Genomic DNA, 17,936 nt, shown 5'->3' on the forward strand with positions numbered 1-17,936 from the left:
CTCACGCTTTTCTGGCGGGCCGGTCGGGGCTGTGGGTCACTGACCGGGCTGCGGACTGGGCTGCGGGGCGGGCTGCGGGGCGGCGTCGTAGGTGACGGGAAGCCCGGCGGGTGCGGTTCCCGTGGGGGCCACCTGGAGGGTCTTGAGCGCGAACTCCATGACCTTCCTGTAGATGGGGCCGCAGATCTGGCCGCCGAAGTAGCTGCCCTTCGTGGGGTTCTGGATGGCGCAGTAGACGGTGATGCGCGGCTTGTCGGCGGGGGCGAAACCGGCGAAGGAGGCGGTGTAGCCCTTGTAGCGGCCGGTGGCCGGATCCACCCGGTTGGAGGTGCCGGTCTTGCCGCCGACCCGGTAGCCGGGGATCTTCGCCTTGGTGCCGGTGCCCTCCTGGTCGTCGACGACGGATTCGAGCATCTGGGCGAGGGTCTTGGCGGTCTCCGGGCTGATCACGCGGTTCGTCTCGGGCGCCGGGGCCGGGGTGAAGCGGCCGTCGGGGCCCTTGGTGCCGCGGACGAGGGTCGGCTCGATGCGGACCCCGCCGTTGGCGATCGTCGAGTACACGGAGGCCGCCTGCATGGCGTTCAGGGACAGGCCCTGGCCGAAAGGGATCGTGTACTGCTGGGAGGTGGACCAGTCCTGGGGCGCGGCGAGGATGCCGCGGGACTCGCCGGGGTACTCCAGGCCGGTGGGGCGGCCGATGCCGAACTTGGTCAGGTAGGAGTGCAGGACCTTGTTGGCCTCGGGCTGGGTCGGGCCGAGCTGACCGGTGGCCAGGATGGTGCCGATGTTGGAGGACTTGGCGAGGACGCCGTTGAGGGTCAGGTACCAGGTCGGGTGGTCGATGTCGTCCTTGAACAACCGGTCGCCGCGGTGCAGCCGGTTGGGGACCTCGACGCGGGTCTCCGGGGTGGCCTTCTTCTCCTCCAGCACGGCGGCCATCGACATCACCTTGGCGGTGGAGCCGGGCTCGTACACGTCCTGGAGAGCGGCGTTGCCCATGGCGGCGGAGCGGGCCCGGGTCAGGTCGTTGGGGTCGAAGCCGGGGGCGTTGGCCATGGCCAGTACCTCGCCGGTGAGGGTGTCCTGGACGATGACGTAGCCGCGGTCGGCCTCGGACTTCTGGACCTGCTCGGCGATGGCGCTCTGCGCCGCCCACTGGATGTCCCGGTCGATGGTCAGCTGGATGTCCGTGCCGGGCACGGCGGGCTTCTCGCTGGATCCGGCGGTGGGGACGCGGCGGCCGCCGGACTGGGCGTAGGTGACCTCGCCGTCCTTCCCGGACAGCTTCTTGTCGAGGGAGGACTCCAGTCCGCCGCCGCCCCTGCCGTCGGCGTTGACGTAACCCAGTATCCCGGCGGCGAGGTCGCCGTTCGGGTACACGCGCTTGCTGCTGTCCTCCTTGAACACACCGGCGAGGACGTTCGCACCGGGACCGTTGTTCCGCTTGTCGGCCGCCGCCTTGTCCGCGAAGACCCGCTTGAGGTCCTTGATCTGGTTCCAGACCTGGGGGGTCTGGCGCTGGGCGAGGACGACGTACCGGGAGTTCTTGGCGCTCAGCCGGTCGGTGAGCTCCTTGGCGTCCTTGCCGAGGATGGGCGCGAGGAGGGCGGCGGCCTGCTGCGGGGCGTCCGGCGCCTTGCTGTCCTGCGGGGTGAACATCTTCGGGTCGGCGGTGATGTCGTACGCGTCGACGCTGGTGGCGAGGGCCACGCCCCGGCGGTCGGTGATCTCACCGCGCTCGGCGGCCAGCTTGACGCTGGTGTAGCGGTTCTTGGAGGCCTCGGCGGAGAACGCCGAGGCGTCGACGGCCTGCACCTGGAGCAGCCGGACCACGAAGGCCAGCATGACGAGGGTCAGGCCGACGCTGACCAGGCGCAGCCGGGGGCGCGGGCTGCCGAGCCGGATCGTGTGCGGGGTGCGGGGGCCCGCCGGCCGCCGGGTCGCCGGGCGCGAGGCCGGGCGGGCGTTCGCCCGGGCCCGGTCGCCGGGCCGGGGTGGCCGGGCCGGCCCGGGCACCCGCCGCCGGGGCGGCTCCTGCGGGCTCACGCGGCCACCGCCGCGATGCCGGGGCTCCGCCCCGAACCCCGCTCCTCGAACGCCGGAGGGGCTGGATGGGAACGGTGGATCACGGCGTCACCTTCCGGGGGTCTGGTTTGGCTGCGGGGAACCACTGGTCGCGGGGGGTGCGGCGGAGGGCACCGGCTGGCCCGGAGCCGCCGCGGGGGCGGGGGCCGACGCCGCCGGTGCGCCCGAGGGTCCGCTCGCCGGTGCGGCCGGGGATCCGGCTGCGGCGCTGGGGGTCGGGGTCGGCGACGGCGGGGCCTCGGCCGGGGCCGCGCTGCCGGCGATCCTGCCGTCCGGGCCGATGAAGACCGGGCTGCCGCCGGGGACCAGGCCCAGCTCGTGGGCCCGGCGCTGGAGTGCGTCGGGGGCCGAGTGGGCGTCCACGTCGCGCTGCAGCGCCTGTTCCTCGTCGGTGAGGGCGGTGGTCTCCTTCTTCAGCTTGGTCAGCTGGAAGGAGCCCTCGTTCAGCGCCGAGTTCAGCAGCAGCAGGCTGATCAGGCCGCCGCCGAGCAGGGCCACGACCAGCAGGACGAACGGCATCCGCGCCGCCTGCCCCCCGGGACGCGGGCGGGCCGGGCGGGCGCCGAGCGCCCGGCCGAGGCGGACCGCCTGCCCGCGGGTCAGCGTGGCGACCTTCCCGGCCTTGGTCACAGTCGCGCCTCCCGGATGCGTTCGACCCCGCGGAACCTCGCCGGGGCGGCCCGCCGGTTCTCGGCGATCTCCTCCTCGGTGGGCAGTTCGGCGCCGCGCGTGAGCAGCTTCAGCTTCGGCTGGTACTTCTCCGGCACCACCGGCAGGCCGGGCGGGGCCGTGGAGGTCGCGCCGGCCGCGAAGACCTGCTTGACCAGGCGGTCCTCCAGCGAGTGGTACGAGAGCACCGCGATCCGGCCGCCGACCGCGATCCGGTCCACCGCCGCCGGGATGGCCCGCTCCAGGCCCGAGAGCTCCCCGTTGACCTCGATCCGCAGCGCCTGGAAGGTCCGCTTCGCCGGGTTGCCGCCGGTCCGCTTGGCGGCCTGCGGCAGGGAGTCGCGGATCAGCTCGACCAGCCGGGCGCTGTTGGTGAAGGGCTCCTTCTCCCGCTCCCGGACGATCGCGGACACGATCCGCTTGGCCTGCTTCTCCTCGCCGTACTGGCGCAGGATCCGGACGAGTTCGCCCGGCGCGTAGCTGTTGAGGACCTCGGCGGCACTGATGCCGGTCGTCTGGTCCATGCGCATGTCCAGCGGCGCGTCCTGGGCGTACGCGAACCCTCGGTCGGTCTCGTCCAGCTGCATGGAGGAGACGCCCAGGTCGAAGAGGATGCCCTGGACGGCCGGGATGCCGAGCCCGTCGAGGACCTCCGCGAGGTCGGCGTAGATCGCGTGGACCAGGGTGGCCCGGTCCCCGAAGGGCGCGAGCCGCTCGCCGGAGAGCCTCAGGGCCTCCTTGTCGCGGTCGAGGCCGATCAGGTGGGCCTCGGGGAACCGGGTCAGCAGGGCCTCGCTGTGGCCGCCGAGGCCGAGGGTGCAGTCGACGACGACGGCCCCGGGCCTCTCCAGCGCCGGGGCCAACAGGTCCAGGCACCGCTGGAGCATCACCGGGACATGTCGGGACTCGCTAGTCAAAGCGCCCTCTCAGATAACGGCGCGGCAGGCGTACGCACCCCCGCCTCCCCGCATCCGCGACCGACGCCTGGGAAGGTGGCGCCGGCCGGCCGGTGAGCGGGAGAGGGCCGGGCCGTACGTACGCGCCGCGCACGCGGAGTGTTCATCGGGGGCCGGGCGGCCGGTCAGGGCCGGGCTCCGGCCGGTTCGCGTCACTTTAGTGCAACGGTCGCCGCGGTCAACGAACCGCCCCGCGCGGCGTGCACGGCTCTCGGATCGAACCGGCAAATGCCGCGAATCACCCGGACGGCCGCCTCACCCCCACCCCTGTGGGTTAGCTCACAACAAGCCTCGTTGACGTTCTTTGTCCGCTCTCACGCGAGGCCGAGGGCTGCGGTGACCACTAACGTCGTACCCATGACGACTTCCGCATCCCTGCCTGCAGAGTCCGCGCCCGAGGCATCCGTCGGCGGATCCGTCACCGACCGACTGGTCGAGGCGAATCAGCGCTACGCGGCACAGTTCTCCGACCCCGGCATGGACGCCCGGCCCGTCCTCAAGGTCGCGGTCGTGGCCTGTATGGACGCCCGTCTCGACCTGCACAAGGCCCTCGGCCTGGAACTCGGCGACTGTCACACGATCCGCAACGCGGGCGGTGTGGTCACCGACGACACGATCCGCTCCCTCACCATCAGCCAGCGGGCGCTGGGCACCCGCGCGGTGATACTCATCCACCACACCGGCTGCGGTCTCGAAAACCTGACCGAGGACTTCCGGCACGAGCTGGAGGACGAGGTCGGTCAGCGTCCCGCATGGGCCGTCGAGGCCTTCCGGGACGTGGACCAGGACGTCCGCCAGTCCATGCAGCGGGTCCGCACCAACCCGTTCCTGCCCCACAAGGACGATGTGCGAGGCTTCGTCTTCGATGTGCACACCGGGCTCCTGCGGGAGATCGATCCCAGCTCTTGAGTGACACAAGGCCTTAACGCCGTCAAGAATGCGGGGTGGCACCACCCGGGATCCTCCCGGGACGGTGTCCGTGTTTCGGGGTGGGCCGGTTCATGCGCCAAGGGCGTCGGCCCTGGGAATGGGCCGAGGAGAACCAGGTGACGACGTACGACGACCGAGCGAGCCTCGCGGATCTGACCAGCACGGCGGAGCGGGTGCGCCAGTCGGTCGAGAGCGTGATCGAGGGCAAGCCCGAGGTCGTTCGCCTCGCGCTGACCGTGCTGCTCGCCGAGGGACACCTGCTGATCGAGGACGTACCCGGCGTCGGCAAGACGATGCTCGCCAAGACGCTCGCCAAGTCCATCGACTGCTCGGTGCAGCGCATCCAGTTCACCCCGGACCTGCTGCCCTCCGACATCACCGGCGTCAGCATCTACGACCAGCAGCGCCGCGAGTTCGAGTTCAAGCCGGGCGCGATCTTCGCGCAGATCGTCATCGGTGACGAGATCAACCGCGCCTCGCCCAAGACCCAGTCCGCCCTGCTGGAGTCGATGGAGGAGCGCCAGGTCACCATCGACGGCACCACCTACGCGCTGCCCAGCCCCTTCATGGTCGTCGCCACCCAGAACCCGGTGGAGATGGAGGGCACGTACCCGTTGCCCGAGGCGCAGCGCGACCGCTTCATGGTCCGCGTCTCCGTCGGCTACCCCAGCCCCGAGGCCGAGCTCCAGATGCTCGACGTGCACGGCGGGGTCTCCCCGCTGGACGACCTGACGTCCGTCGCGCACTCCCACGAGATCGTCAAGCTCATCGAGGCGGTCCGCGAGGTGTACGTGGCCGAGCCCGTCCGGCGCTACGTCGTCGACCTCGTCTCCGCCACCCGCAGCCACCCCGACCTGCGGCTCGGCGCCTCGCCACGGGCCACCCTTCACCTGCTGCGGGCCGTGAAGGCCTCCGCCGCGCTCGCCGGCCGGGACTACGTCCTGCCCGACGACGTCCAGACCCTGGCCGGCCCGGTCCTCGCGCACCGGCTGCTGCCCACCGCCCAGGCCCAGCTGAACCGCCGCACCGCCGAGCAGGTCGTCGCCGACATCCTGCAGCGCACCCCCGTCCCGGCCGCGCACGCCCGCGGTGAGATGCCGCCCGGCGCGGGCATCCGGGGCTTCTGATGAGCGCCGGTGCCCCGCGCGGCGCCGGTGGCCCGGGGGACGGCGGCGGACTGCGCGCGTCACTGTCCGGGCTGACCACCCGCGGCCGCTCGTTCCTGGCCGCCGGAATAGCCGCCGCTGCCTGCGCGTACGTCCTGGGCCAGGGCGAGCTGCTGCGGGTCGGCCTGCTGCTCGCCCTCCTGCCGCTGATCTGCGTCTACGCCCTGCACCGCACCCGCTACCGGGTCTCCGGCAGCCGCCGGCTCAGCCCGGACCGGGTCCCCGCGGGCACCGAGGCCCGCGTGCAGCTGCGCATGGACAACGTGTCCCGGCTGCCCACCGGCCTGCTGATGCTCCAGGACCGGGTGCCCTACGTACTGGGCCCGCGCCCCCGCTTCGTACTGGACCGGGTCGAGCCCGGCGGGCACCGCGAGGTGTCCTACCGGGTCCGCTCCGACCTGCGCGGCCGCTACCCGCTCGGCCCGCTCCAGCTGCGCCTGTCCGACCCCTTCGGGCTGGTCGAGCTGACCCGCTCGTTCAGCACCTACGACACCCTCACCGTCATACCGCGCACCGAGCCCCTGCCGCCGGTCCGCCTGACCGGCGAGTCCAACGGCTACGGCGACGGCAGCCGCCGTTCCCTGGCCCTGGCCGGCGACGACGACGTGATCCCCCGCGGCTACCGGCGCGGCGACGACCTGCGCCGCGTGCACTGGCGTTCCACCGCCCGCTACGGCGAGCTGATGGTCCGCCGCGAGGAGCAGCCGCAGCGCAGCCGGGCCACCGTCCTGCTGGACACCCGGCGCCTGGCCTTCGACGGCGCCGGCCCCGACTCCGCCTTCGAGTGGGCCGTCTCGGCGGCCGCCTCCAGCCTGGTGCACGTCCTGGAACAGGGCTTCTCCGTCCGGCTGCTCACCGACACCGGCGATTCGGTGCCCGGCGAGGGCGGCGGCGGTTTCTCCTCCGGCGGGCAGGAATCGGCTGAGGCCGCCGGGCTGATGATGGACACCCTCGCCGTCGTCGGGCACTCCGACGGGGCCGGGCTCTCCCGCGCCTACGACGCGGTGCGCGCCGGGGGCGGCGGTGGCTTCGGCGGAGGCGGCGGTGACGGGCTCCTCATCGCCTTCTTCGGCGACCTGGACGACGTACAGACAGAACTGGCGGCCAGGATGCGCCAGCGCACCTCGGGCGCGGTGGCCTTCGTACTGGACTCCGCGAGCTGGGGCGGACAGCCGGCCCCGGGGCATGCCGTGCCCCCGCTGGAGGAACGGCTGCGCAGACTGGGCGACGCGGGCTGGACGGCACTGGCCGCCCCGCCCGGCGTGGCCTTCGGCGAGCTGTGGCGCCGGGCCGGGACCGCGCGCGTCGCTACGGGAACCACCGGAGGTCGGGAATGAGCGGGCGGGCGAAACTGACGCTGTTCGCGGCACTGGCGACGCTGCTCACCGCGTGGTCGCTGAGCCCGCTGGTGGACTCGCAGGCCTGGCTGCTCCAGGCCGGGCTGCTGCTGATCGTGCAGAGCGCGGTGGGCGCCGGGGCCCGGCGGGTTCCGCTGGCCCGGACGCTGACCGTGGCCGCTCAGCTGCTGGTGTCGCTGCTGCTGCTCGCGTTCCTGTACGCCGGCAAGGGAGAGTCCACCGGGGACGGGCCGTTGGCGTACCTGGTGACGGACTTCGGCGCGCTGTTCGGTCAGGGCGTCCGGGACGTGGGCGAGTTCGCGATCCCGGCCCCGCTGACGGACGGCATCAAGCTGCTGCTGGTGTCCGGCGTGCTGCTGATCGGGCTGGCGGTGGACACACTGGCGGTGACCCTGCGCACGGCCGCCGCGGCCGGACTGCCACTGCTCGCGCTGTACTCGGTGGCCGCGGGCCTGTCCGGCGGCGGGGACGCCTCCTGGATCTCCTTCCTGCTGGCGGGCTGCGGCTACCTGTTGTTGCTGCTGTCCGAGGGCCGGGACCGGCTCGCCCAGTGGGGCCGGGTCTTCGGCGCGGCTCCGCGCCGGGGCGCCGCCGACTCGGGCCTCGCGGGCGGGGCCGGCGGCCGGGCGACGGCCCCCGTGAAGTTCGGGCGGCGGATCGGCGCGGTGGCCCTGGGGCTGGCGCTGGTGGTGCCGGCCGTACTGCCCTCGCTCGGCGGCGGGCTGCTGGGCGGCACGCAGGAGGGCGACGGGAGCGGCAGCGGTCCCGGCGGGACGATCACTGCGGTCAACCCGCTGGTCTCCCTGCAGAGCAACCTGAACGCGCAGGACAACCGCGTGATCCTGAAGTACCGGACGAACAACCCGCAGCAGAGCGAGCAGTACCTGCGGATCCTGGCTCTGGACGAGTTCAACGGCGTCAAGTGGGAGGCCTCCGGGCGGCCCCTGATCGACGTGCCGGAGCGGCTGCCGGACCCGCCGGGGCTCGGCACCCAGGTCCGCGGCACCGCGACGGAGGTCACCACCTTGGTCAACGCGGCGGACAACTACACCCAGCGCTACCTCCCCATGCCCTATCCGGCGACGTCGGTGGCGATCCGCGGCAAGTGGCGGTTCGAGCCGGCGGGCCGGTCCCTGGTCGGCGACCAGCTGGGCAGGGACCGCTTCCAGAACGTCCAGGGCGCGGAGTACGAGGTGCGCAGCCTCCAGCTGAACCCGACGCCTCAGCAGCTCCAGCGGGCCGGGGAGCCCGAACCGGCGATCCGGGACGAGTACACGAAGCTCCCGGACAACCTGCCGCCGGTGGTCGCCGAGACGGCCCGCCAGGTGACTCAGGGGGCGAGGGACGACTACGCGCGGGCCGTGAAGCTCCAGGACTACTTCGCCGTGAACGGCGGGTTCCGCTACAACACGCGGACGGCCTCGGGCACGGGCCCGCAGGCGGTCGCCCGGTTCCTCGCCGACAAGGAGGGCTTCTGCGTCCACTTCGCCTTCTCGATGGCGGCGATGTCCCGCTCGCTGGGCATCCCGTCCCGGGTCGCGGTCGGCTTCACCCCCGGCGAGAAGCAGTCGGACGGCAGCGTGAACGTGTCGATGCGCGACGCGCACGCCTGGCCCGAGCTGTACTTCCAGGGCGTGGGCTGGACCCGCTTCGAGCCGACGCCCCGCTCCGGCATCAACATTCCGGACTACTCGCGGGCGCAGACCCCGGCCACCCAGCCGTCCGCCCCGGCGCCGCTGCCCTCGCAGAGCGCGGTGCAGCCGTCGACGGCTCCCACCGGGACCCCCGAGTGCCCGCCGGCCCTGAAGAAGCTCGGCGAGTGCGGCCCGGTGACGCCCGCGCAGAGTGCGGGCCCCGATGACGGGCTGTCGGTGACGACGGTCCTGGGCTGGGCGGCGCTGGTGGTGGCGGTGCTGGGGCTGCCGCTGCTCCCGCTGCTGTGGCGGACCCGGCTGCGGGCCCGCCGCCTGGCGACCGGTGAGGTCCTGACGGCCTGGCGGGAACTGGGCGACGCCGCCTGGGACGTGGGTGTGGCCCCGGACGAGGCACTGTCCCCGCGCCGGGCGGCGAGCCGGATCGTGGACCTGGGCCGCCTGGATCCGGAACCCGCGGCGGCCGTGCACCGGGTCGCCGGTGCCGTGGAACGGGCCCTGTACGCACCCCCGGGCGCGGAGGTCTCGTACCCGGAGCTGGCGCAGGACGTACTGCTGGCCCGTACGGGGCTGCTGGAATCCGCGGACCGGCTGCCCCGGCTGCGCGCCCTGCTGCTGCCGCGCTCGGCGACCCGTATCTCCTGGGCGCTCTCCGCCCGCTGGGCAACGGTGGCCGGGGCGGTCTCGACCCGCCTCGCGTCCCTCCGCTCCCGTCTGCCCCTGCGCAGCCGCGGCTGAGGTGCGCAGTTTCAGCCTCGCCGGCGTTCGAGGCACGGGGTGCGGGGCGGAGCCCCGGCAACGGCGGCGCGGACGACCGCGCAGAACCGCCGACCCCACAGACGTGAAACGGCGAGGCTCGATCCCCCCGAGCCCCGCCGCATCACGTACTGCATCACCGGTCCGCCGATCCCCCGTCCCGGTCACGGGAGGAGGTACCCGGTCCGCTCCGCAGCCCCGTGTCGGCGGTGCGGACCGGGTCTCCTGTCCGTTGCTCCCAGTCTGGCGTCTGCGCAGGTGGGAGCCCATCCGCGTACGTACTCATTTCCGCGCCTAGGTACGGATACTCAGCCGTCGCGGCCGGCCCCACCAGTTCTACGGGGCGGCGCGCCCCCGCGGCACCGCCGACTGGGGTACCGCGCCGGGTTCGCCGGGGTTCAGCGGTTGCCGCTGACCCGGCCCCGCAGCAGCAGCGACAGTGCCGAGTGCACGTCGTCCAGGGACCGCTCGCTCTGGAAGGACTGCCAGTCGAGGGCGGCCACCAGCACCATCCCGACCATCGCGGCCGCCGTCAGCGGCACGTCGATCTCGGCGCTCAGCTCACCGCGCTCGACGCCCTCCCGCAGCACCTTCTCGACGACGGCGACGGCCTCCTGCCGGACCACCATCAGCGTGGACTGCCACGCGCGGTTGGTGCGCCACAGCTCGGCGACGTACAGCTGGGTGAAGGCCGGGTACCGGTCGATGAAGACCAGTCCCGCGCGGATCATCGCGTCCAGCGCCTCGACCCGGCTGCCGCCGCGGGCCTCCGTCTCCTCGGCCGCCGTCCGCAGCGAGACGGTCAGCAGGCCGACGCCGTGCCGCAGCAGCTCCTCGAAGAGCTCGTTCTTGCTCGCGAAGTTGTAGTAGACCGTGCCCTTCGCGACTCCCGCCCGCTCGGCGATCTCATCGACCGTGGTCGCGGAGAAGCCCTGCTCGGCGATGAGCGTCACGGCCGCTTCGTAGAGCTTCTGCCGGGTGGCCGCACGACGGCCCCCGCCGGTACCCGTACCGGTGCTGCTGCTTTCCATGGCGCTGATTGTCACAGGTCAACACGTCCCTACAGGCTCAGTTCGGGGTGCAGTCGGTCCATGGTCCACACCTGCTTGCCGCGGGCGGCGAGCGCGGTGAGGGCGAGGGCACCCACGGTGAAGGCCAGCAGGACCGCGCTGCCCTGCCAGACCGGGGCGAGGTCGCCACCGGTGATGAGGCGCCGCAGGCTCTCGACGATGTACGACATCGGCAGGTACGGGTGGATCCAGTTGAAGAAGTCCGGGCTGGTCTGGACGGGGTACGTACCGCCCGCCGAGGTCAGCTGGAGCATCAGGACGGCCAGCACCAGGATGCGGCCGGCCGCGCCGAACTTGGCGTTGAGCCACTGGACGATCGCCGCGAAGCAGCCGGTGACCAGCATCAGGAAGGCGATGGTCAGGGCCGGGTGGGCCATCTTCAGGCCGAGGCCGGGCGCCCAGTGCAGTACGGACATCAGCAGAGCCACCTGGGCCGCGCCGAGGCCCGCCACCGGCAGCCAGCCGGCGAGGGCGACCCGCCAGGGCGAGGCGCCGGCGGCCAGGGCCCGCCGGTTGAGCGGGGCGATCAGCATGTAGGCGACCATCGCGCCGACCCAGAGGGAGAGCGGGATGAAGTACGGGGCGAAGCCGGTGCCGTAGTTGGGCGCCTTGTGCAGGGACTGGTTGGCGAGCTGGATCGGGTCGGCCATGACCTGCGTGCGCCGGTCGCGCTGCTGCTGGTCGTAGTCGGGGATCTTGCCGGCACCCTCGTGCAGGCCGCCGGCGAGCTCCCCGGTGCCGTCGACGAGCTTGTACATGCCGCCGTCGAGGCGGTGGGCGCCGTCGCCGAGCTTGCCGACGCCGTCGCTGAGGGCGCCGGAGCCGGTGGTGGCGGAGCCGAGGCCGGTGTGCAGCTGGGCCATGCCGGTGGAGACCTTGTGGGCTCCGGTGTTGAGGGCGTTGACCTTGGCGACGGCCGCGTCGAGGTCACCCGCGAGCTGGGGGGCCTTGTCGACGAGCTCGCGGGCCTTCTTCTCCAGATCGGTGAGCTGGGTGCGGAGCTTGCCGACGTCACCGTTGGCGTTCTTGACCAGCGCGCTGACGTCCCCGCTGAGCTCGGCGGCCTCGGCCGCGTCGTCCCTGACCTTCTTCAGGTCGGGGCAGGAGGCGAGGTGCGGTTCGCCGCCGGGGGTGACGCAGTGCTTGGTGTAGTAGGCGTCCGCGCCGGTGGCGGCCTTCTTGGCGGCGGCCGCGGCGGCGGGGGCCTTCTCGGTGAAGGTGGCGAGGTGGTTGTTCACGACCTTCGCGCTGTCGGCGACCAGCTCGGCGGTGTCCGCCAGGTTCTTGGGGTCCTTGACGAAGGGGCGGGCCTTGTCCGCAGCCCCGTTGACCTTGTCGGCGAGGGCCTGGGTGCCGTCCGCGACGTCCTTGGAGCCGGTCTCCAGCTTGCCGGCCGCCGAGTTGAGCTTCTTCAGGCCGGTGTTGAGCTCGCCGCTCTTCTCCCCCGCCGTGTCGAGGCCGTCGGCGAGCTCCTTCGCGCCCTCCTTGGCCTTGCCGGCGCCGTCCTTGAGCTTGTCGGCGCCGTCGGCCGCCTCGGCGGTCTTGTCGTGCAGGTCGGAGAAGTTGACGAAGATCTTGTCGAGGAAGCCGCGGGAGGCGTTGGCGGACGCGGCGGAGCGGACCTCGGCGAAGACGGAGCGGGAGATCGAGCCGACGATGTAGTTGTTGGCGTCGTTCGTGCGGACCTGGAGGGCTCCGGTGGTGGGGTCCTCGCCGGAGCTGGAGGCGATCTTCGCGCTGAAGTCGGCGGGCATGGTCAGGGTCAGGTAGTACGAACCGTCCTCCAGGCCCTTGGCCGCCTCATCGGCGCTCACGTCGTGCCACTCGAAGGACTTCTTGCTGGCGTGCAGCTTCTTGGCGATCTCGGCACCGGCGTCGAGGCGCTTGCCGTCGACGGTCGTGCCCTTGTCGGCGTTGACGAGGGCGACGGGCACCTGGTCGAGCCGCTTGTACGGGTCCCAGAAGGACCACAGGTACAGGGCTCCGTAGAGCAGCGGCAGCAGGAGCAGCGCGACGAGAGCGGCCCGGGGCAGCTTCCCCCGCCCGAACCGCTTCAGCTCAAGCGCGGCCAGCTTCGGCGAGCGCATCGTCCGCCCCCTTCGTGTCGTCGTTCGTGTCGTCGTTCGTGGTGTCGTTCTTCGTGTCGCCCTCGGCGCCGGCGGGCTCGGCGGCTTCGACGGGCGCGTCCGGTGCGTCCTGCGGTGCGTCCGGCGCGTCCGGGTCCACGGGACCGGTCCGCAGGACGAGCGCGTCGGCCGGCGCCTCGCTGCACACCGCGAGGACGGTGATCCCGCGGGCGGCGACCGAGCGGAGCAGGGCCCAGGCCTCGGCGCGTTCGGTGTCCGACAGCTTGAGGTCGAGGTCGTCGAGGGCCAGCAGGCCCGGGGAGCCGAGCAGCGCGATGGCGACGGACAGCCGTACGGACTCCAGGCGTTCCAGGTCCCGTACGGAGGTCCGCTCGCCCTTGGGCAGCGCGGCGAGGTCCAGTCCGGCCGCCTCCAGGGCACTGGCGATCCGCGCCTCGGCGGCGGCCCGGCGCTCGGCCCGGGGCCGCAGCATGGCGCGGACCGGAGCGCCGTAGTGACGCTGGAGCAGGGCTCCCTCGCGCAGTTGTTCCGCGACGGTGAGGGCCTGGTCGAGGTCGGTGACCCCGGAGACCGGGCCGAGGGCGGCGATGCGGCGGACGGCCGACATCTTCTTGGGCAGCTGGTGGCCGCCGACCTCGGCGTGTCCGGCGGTGGGCTTCATCCGCCCGGTGAGGGCGAGGAGCAGGCAGGTCCGACCACTGCCGGAGGGGCCTTCGACCGCGATGAGCGAGCCGGGCGCCGCGTCGATGCCGACTCCTCGGAAGGCCCAGCCGCGCGGGCCCTTGAGTCCGAAGTCCTCGGCCTTGACGGCCGCGCCGTGCGGGCTGTCCACGCCGTCCCCCTTCTTTTTGAACTGACCGGTCAGTTCAAAAACTAGCATTCTTCTCGACATCCGGTGCGCAGGAGGGGGGAGTTACTGGCCATCTGCCCGCAAAAGCGCAGGTCAACCGGATTGTCAGTGGTGCCCGTCACGATGGGGGCAACGCATCGACAGGAGGTTCGTCATGGCCACACCGTCCCCGTCCCCTGTCCACCCCGTCCTGCGGAAGTCGACGGCCCCACCGGCTGCCCTCGACCTGCTCGCCAAGGCCCACAGCGGCCTGGCCGAGGCCGTCCGGCTGACCCGCCCCAACGAGCGCTACGCCACCGCCCACCTCGCCGCACTGCGCACCGCCGCGGCCGTGCTCGCCGCGCGCGGCCGGCCCGAGCCGGTGAACCCGCGGCGGCGGCCCCGGATCCGCAGCGCGTGGGAGGTGCTGCCGGAGATAGCGCCGGAGCTGACCGAGTGGAGCGCACTCTTCGCCTCCGGCGCCGCCCGCCGGGCCAGGGCGGAGGCGGGAATAGCGGACGCGGCGAGCAGCCGGGACGCGGACGATCTGGTGCGCGCGGCCTCGATGTTCCTGCGGCTGGTGGAGCGGATGCTGACCGTCCGGGCGGCGGCGCAGCCCCTGTCGCAGACGTTGCCGCAACCACGCCCGGAGCATCCGGACGCGGGATGAGCTGCCCGGTCGCGGTAGGCAATAGGGTGGGCAGCGACCGCTCACCCTTACCGCGCCGAGGAGCCATCAGCCGTGTCGGACACTTCCCGCCCCCGTGCCTCCCTCCGCACCGCCGTGGTGTGGGAGGTCCTCAAGGAGGCCCTCGACCGCCGGGTGAAGGCGACCGGGCGGGACGTGCTCGACGTGCTCGACACTGGTGGCGGCACCGGTAAGTTCGCCGTTCCGGTGGCCCGTCTGGGCCACCGGGTCACCGTGGTCGACCCCAGCCCGAACGCGCTGTTCGGGCTGGAGCGCCGGGTGGCCGAGGCCGGTGTCGCCGATCTGGTGCGCGGGGTCCAGGGCGACGCCCAGGGCCTGCTGGACGTCGTCGAGCGGGACGCGTACGACGTGGTGCTCTGCCACGGCGTGCTGGAGTACGTCGACGAACCGGCCGAGGGCGTGGCCAACGCGGTGGCCGCGCTGCGCGCCGGCGGCACGCTCAGCCTGCTGGCCGCCGGGCTCGGCGGGGCGGTGCTCGCCCGCGCACTGGCCGGGCACTTCACGGAGGCCCGTACCGCCCTCACCGACCCGGCCGGCCGCTGGGGCTCCGGCGACCCCGTACCGCGCCGGTTCACCGCCGAGCAGCTCTCCGCGCTGGTCGGCGACGCCGGCCTCGCGGTCGGCGCGGTGCACGGCGTGCGGATCTTCGCCGACCTCGTGCCCGGGGTCCTGGTGGACACCGAGCCCGGCGCGGTGGAGGCACTGCTGCGCCTGGAGGAGGCCGCGGCCGAGCTGCCCGCCTTCCACGCGGTCGCCACCCAGCTGCACGTCCTGGGCGAGAAGCAGGCCTGAACTGCGATCTTCCGCGGGCGGAGTCGGCCGCACACCCGCCGTTCCGCCGGCCGGCCCCGTATGATCAGGTGCAGTGACCGGCATGGCGGACGGACCATTGGGGAATAACGGCCTCAGTGACCGCCCCCACGGCGGTACGGTTTTCACGCAGCGCTTTCACCGGCTGCATCATTTCTGGGCCGTGGCTTTTTGTAACGTGGCGTAGAGGGCGGGTGTCACGGGGGCGATTCCCCGCCTATCCTGAAGGGGACCCCTGGTCGCCACCCCCGCGACCGACGGATGAGGAGGACTCCCGTGCCGCTCTCGGAGCACGAGCAGCGAATGCTCGAGCAGATGGAGCGAGCGCTGTACGCCGAAGATCCCAAGTTCGCGACAGCGCTTGAGGGAAGCGGACTGCGTACGTACACCCGGCGACGGGTCTACCAGGCAGTCGCAGGCATTGTGGTGGGTATCGCGCTCCTCATGACCGGTGTGATCATTCCGAACGTGCTCTGGATCAGCGTGGTGGGGTTCCTCGTCATGCTGGGCTGTACGGTCCTGGTGGTCACCGGTTGGCGCAAGGCACCCAAGCCTGGCGAGCAGCCCGTCTCCGGTAGTACCGGCGGTTCGGCCCATGGCCGCAGCCGGCAGCGTCGGTCGATGATGACCCGCATCGAGGAACGGTGGCAGCGCCGCCGTGACGAGCAGGGGCACTAGCCCCGGACAACGTGGGTGAGGGGATGGCCGCCGCGCGGCCATCCCCTCACTTTTCCGCGTTCCCGTACGGCATGATGATCCGATGAGTGTGCTCCCCCTGGTCTTCACCAGCGGCTGGGCCAGTGGGATCAACGCTTACGCCGTGGTCCTCCTGCTCGGCATCTTCGGCCGCACCGGCCTGACCGACGATGTCCCCGCGTCGCTGCAGCGCACGGACGTGCTGGCCGTCGCCGCCGTGCTGTTCCTGTGCGAGGCGATCGCCGACAAAGTCCCGTACATGGACTCGATATGGGACACCGTCCACACGGTGATCCGCCCGGTGGCCGGCGCTGTGATCGGCGCGCTGCTGGCCGGCCAGACCGGTTCGCTGTCCGACATCACCGCCGCCGCGGTCGGCGGCTCCACGGCTCTGGCCAGCCATTTCGTCAAGGCCGGCACCCGGATGGCGATCAATACGTCACCCGAGCCGTTCACCAACGTGGGGATGAGCATCGCCGAGGACCTCGGCGTGGCGGGCCTGGTCACCTTCGCGATGTTCAATCCCGAGGCCGCCGCGATCATCGCGGCCGTCCTGCTGGCCGCCGGACTGGCCATACTGATCTTCTTGTGGAGCCGGATCCGCCGCTTCCTGCGCCGCCGTGCCCAGCGTCGTGAGGAGAAGCGCCTGGCCGCCGAGGTCCGCGAGACCACCGGGGCCCCACCCCGCTGACCACAGGGCCGCCACCCGGGTCGATAGGCTCGGCCGCATGGCACGAATTGCGGTGATCGGCGCCGGCATGGGCGCGATGGCGACGGCGGCCCGGCTGGCCGTGGCGGGGCACCTGGTGACGGTGTACGAACGCGGGACGACCTACGGCGGAGCCGTGGGCCGCTACGAGCGCGAGGGCTTCGCCTTCGACACCGGACCCGGGCTGCTGCACCTGCCCGCCGTCTACCGCGACCTCTTCGTGAAGACCGGCAAGCGGTCGCTGGAGACGTGCGTCGACATGGTCCAGGTCGACCCGGCCGTCCGGCACGTCCTGCCCCACCACGGCATCGACGCCTCCCTGCCCGGCGCCTCCCACGGCGGTGTCGCCGCCGCCCTGGACTCCGCCTTCGGCGCGGGCGCGGGCGAGCGCTGGAACGCCGTCCTGGGCCGCGCCCGCGACGCCTGGGACGCCACCCGGCGCCCGCTGCTGGAGGAGCCGCTGCGGCCCGGCGCCCGGCAGAGCCTGGGCGGCGACCCGTACCCGGCCCTGCGCAGGAGCGGGCTGCTGCGCCGCCGCCCTCCGACGCTGGCCGAAATGGCCGACCGGGAGCTGGGCGGCGCCCTCGCGGAAGTGCTGACCGGCCTGGTGCGCGGGTACGGGCTCGACCCCGCCACCGCGCCCGCCTCGGCGGCCGTGCTCCCGTACATGGAGCAGACCTTCGGCAGCTGGTACGTGCGCGGCGGGATGCGGGCCCTGGCCACCGCCGTGTACGAGCGCTGCCTGGAGCGCAAGGTCGCCTTCGTCTTCGGGGCGGAGGTCCGGGAGGTCCTGGTCCGGGACGGCCGGGCGGCCGGACTGCTGCTGGCCGACGGCAGCGAGGCCGCCGCCGACACCGTCGTGTGCGCGATCGACCCCCGGCAGCTGCCGGCCGGTTCGCTGCCGTGGCCGCCCGAGGCGGTCCCGGCCCGCGGGGACGGCGTACCCGGGCGGCTCACGCTGCTGCTCGCGCTGCGCGGCGCCCGCCCCGCCGCGACCGTGCACCGGACGGTCGTCCACACCCCCGGGGCCCGGGTGACGGTGATGCGCCCGGACGATCCCGCCACCCGGCCCGACGCGGAGCACGAGGCGGTCACCGTGAGCGCCGTGCACGGGCCCGGGACCTCGGAGCCCGCGGAGCTGCTGAAACTCGCGGAGAAGGCCGTACAGGGGCTGCGGGAGCGGCTGTTGTGGCACGAGGTGCGGACCCCGGCCGACATCGAGGCGGCGACGGGTGCGCTGGGCGGCGCGGTGCCCCCGCCCGCCCTCGCGGGGGCCGGGGGCCGGCTGCTCCAGCCGGCCAACACCACGGCCGTGCCCGGGCTCTACCTGGCGGGCGGCTGGGCCCACCCCGGCGGCGGGCTGCCGCACGCCGGGATGACCGGGGCCCTGGTGGCCGGACTGATCGTGGAGGGCGCGGAGTTCCGCGGCTCCCGGTGACCGTGACCGGTGGCGG

General features: G+C 73.0%; 15 protein-coding genes. 9 read left to right on the forward strand and 6 right to left on the reverse strand.

Annotated features, from left to right (window positions below; all coding sequences use genetic code 11):
• Positions 1-36: 36 nt before the first annotated feature.
• The 3 genes from IE257_RS00855 to rsmH form a co-directional block, all read right to left on the reverse strand.
• Positions 37-2,046, reverse strand: a complete 2,010-nt coding sequence (locus IE257_RS00855) for a peptidoglycan D,D-transpeptidase FtsI family protein (protein WP_189963521.1) — start codon at positions 2,044-2,046, stop codon at positions 37-39.
• An 87-nt stretch (positions 2,047-2,133) separates the two neighbouring features.
• The gene (gene ftsL / locus IE257_RS00860) at positions 2,134-2,715 is read right to left on the reverse strand and encodes a cell division protein FtsL (protein ID WP_372453035.1); all 582 of its coding nucleotides are present in this window, start codon (positions 2,713-2,715) and stop codon (positions 2,134-2,136) included.
• Positions 2,712-3,671 carry a 16S rRNA (cytosine(1402)-N(4))-methyltransferase RsmH gene (gene rsmH, locus IE257_RS00865; protein ID WP_189963523.1) on the reverse strand — a complete coding sequence of 320 codons (960 nt, stop codon included), beginning with the start codon at positions 3,669-3,671 and terminating at the stop codon, positions 2,712-2,714. Before rsmH ends, ftsL begins: the two co-directional genes overlap by 4 nt.
• A 333-nt stretch (positions 3,672-4,004) precedes the next feature.
• Here rsmH and IE257_RS00870 point away from each other — a divergent pair, with 333 nt between their 5' ends.
• From IE257_RS00870 to IE257_RS00885, 4 genes are all read left to right on the forward strand, one after another.
• A complete protein-coding gene (locus IE257_RS00870; protein ID WP_189963525.1) occupies positions 4,005-4,619 on the forward strand; it encodes a beta-class carbonic anhydrase in 615 nt (204 codons plus the stop codon).
• A 137-nt stretch (positions 4,620-4,756) separates the two neighbouring features.
• A complete protein-coding gene (locus IE257_RS00875; RefSeq protein WP_189963527.1) occupies positions 4,757-5,767 on the forward strand; it encodes an AAA family ATPase in 1,011 nt (336 codons plus the stop codon).
• The gene (locus IE257_RS00880) at positions 5,767-7,143 is read left to right on the forward strand and encodes a DUF58 domain-containing protein (RefSeq protein WP_189963529.1); all 1,377 of its coding nucleotides are present in this window, start codon (positions 5,767-5,769) and stop codon (positions 7,141-7,143) included. The genes IE257_RS00875 and IE257_RS00880 overlap by 1 nt, the downstream gene beginning before the upstream one ends.
• Positions 7,140-9,554 (forward strand): transglutaminase TgpA family protein, encoded by a 2,415-nt coding sequence (locus tag IE257_RS00885; RefSeq protein ID WP_189963531.1) that lies wholly within the window; start codon positions 7,140-7,142, stop codon positions 9,552-9,554. The genes IE257_RS00880 and IE257_RS00885 overlap by 4 nt, the downstream gene beginning before the upstream one ends.
• A gap of 416 nt (positions 9,555-9,970) precedes the next feature.
• Here IE257_RS00885 and IE257_RS00890 read toward each other — a convergent pair whose 3' ends face one another.
• The 3 genes from IE257_RS00890 to IE257_RS00900 are packed head-to-tail and all read right to left on the reverse strand — an operon-like array spanning position 9,971 to position 13,561.
• A complete protein-coding gene (locus IE257_RS00890) occupies positions 9,971-10,603 on the reverse strand; it encodes a TetR/AcrR family transcriptional regulator (protein WP_052872560.1) in 633 nt (210 codons plus the stop codon).
• A 29-nt stretch (positions 10,604-10,632) separates the two neighbouring features.
• Positions 10,633-12,729, reverse strand: a complete 2,097-nt coding sequence (locus tag IE257_RS00895) for a YhgE/Pip family protein (protein ID WP_189963535.1) — start codon at positions 12,727-12,729, stop codon at positions 10,633-10,635.
• Complete coding sequence (locus IE257_RS00900) at positions 12,701-13,561, reverse strand: ATP-binding cassette domain-containing protein (RefSeq protein WP_189963537.1); 861 nt, start codon at positions 13,559-13,561, stop codon at positions 12,701-12,703. The genes IE257_RS00895 and IE257_RS00900 overlap by 29 nt, the downstream gene beginning before the upstream one ends.
• A 172-nt stretch (positions 13,562-13,733) precedes the next feature.
• On the opposite strand from IE257_RS00900, the gene IE257_RS00905 reads away from it, so the two are divergent.
• From IE257_RS00905 to IE257_RS00925, 5 genes are all read left to right on the forward strand, one after another.
• Complete coding sequence (locus IE257_RS00905; RefSeq protein ID WP_189963539.1) at positions 13,734-14,228, forward strand: SAV_6107 family HEPN domain-containing protein; 495 nt, start codon at positions 13,734-13,736, stop codon at positions 14,226-14,228.
• A 72-nt stretch (positions 14,229-14,300) separates the two neighbouring features.
• Positions 14,301-15,059: a methyltransferase gene (locus IE257_RS00910; RefSeq protein ID WP_189963541.1), complete on the forward strand. Its 759-nt coding sequence runs from the start codon at positions 14,301-14,303 to the stop codon at positions 15,057-15,059.
• A gap of 294 nt (positions 15,060-15,353) precedes the next feature.
• Entirely contained in the window at positions 15,354-15,755 is a 402-nt protein-coding gene (locus IE257_RS00915; protein ID WP_189963543.1) for an SCO2097 family morphological protein, read from the forward strand.
• An 82-nt stretch (positions 15,756-15,837) separates the two neighbouring features.
• Positions 15,838-16,464 carry a DUF4126 domain-containing protein gene (locus IE257_RS00920; protein ID WP_189963545.1) on the forward strand — a complete coding sequence of 209 codons (627 nt, stop codon included), beginning with the start codon at positions 15,838-15,840 and terminating at the stop codon, positions 16,462-16,464.
• 37 nt (positions 16,465-16,501) lie between these two features.
• Positions 16,502-17,920: a phytoene desaturase family protein gene (locus tag IE257_RS00925; RefSeq protein WP_189963548.1), complete on the forward strand. Its 1,419-nt coding sequence runs from the start codon at positions 16,502-16,504 to the stop codon at positions 17,918-17,920.
• The last annotated feature ends 16 nt before the right edge of the window (positions 17,921-17,936 follow it).

The organism is Streptomyces avidinii (assembly GCF_014650695.1).
In the GTDB taxonomy this organism is placed as follows: Bacteria; Actinomycetota; Actinomycetes; order Streptomycetales; family Streptomycetaceae; genus Streptomyces; species Streptomyces avidinii.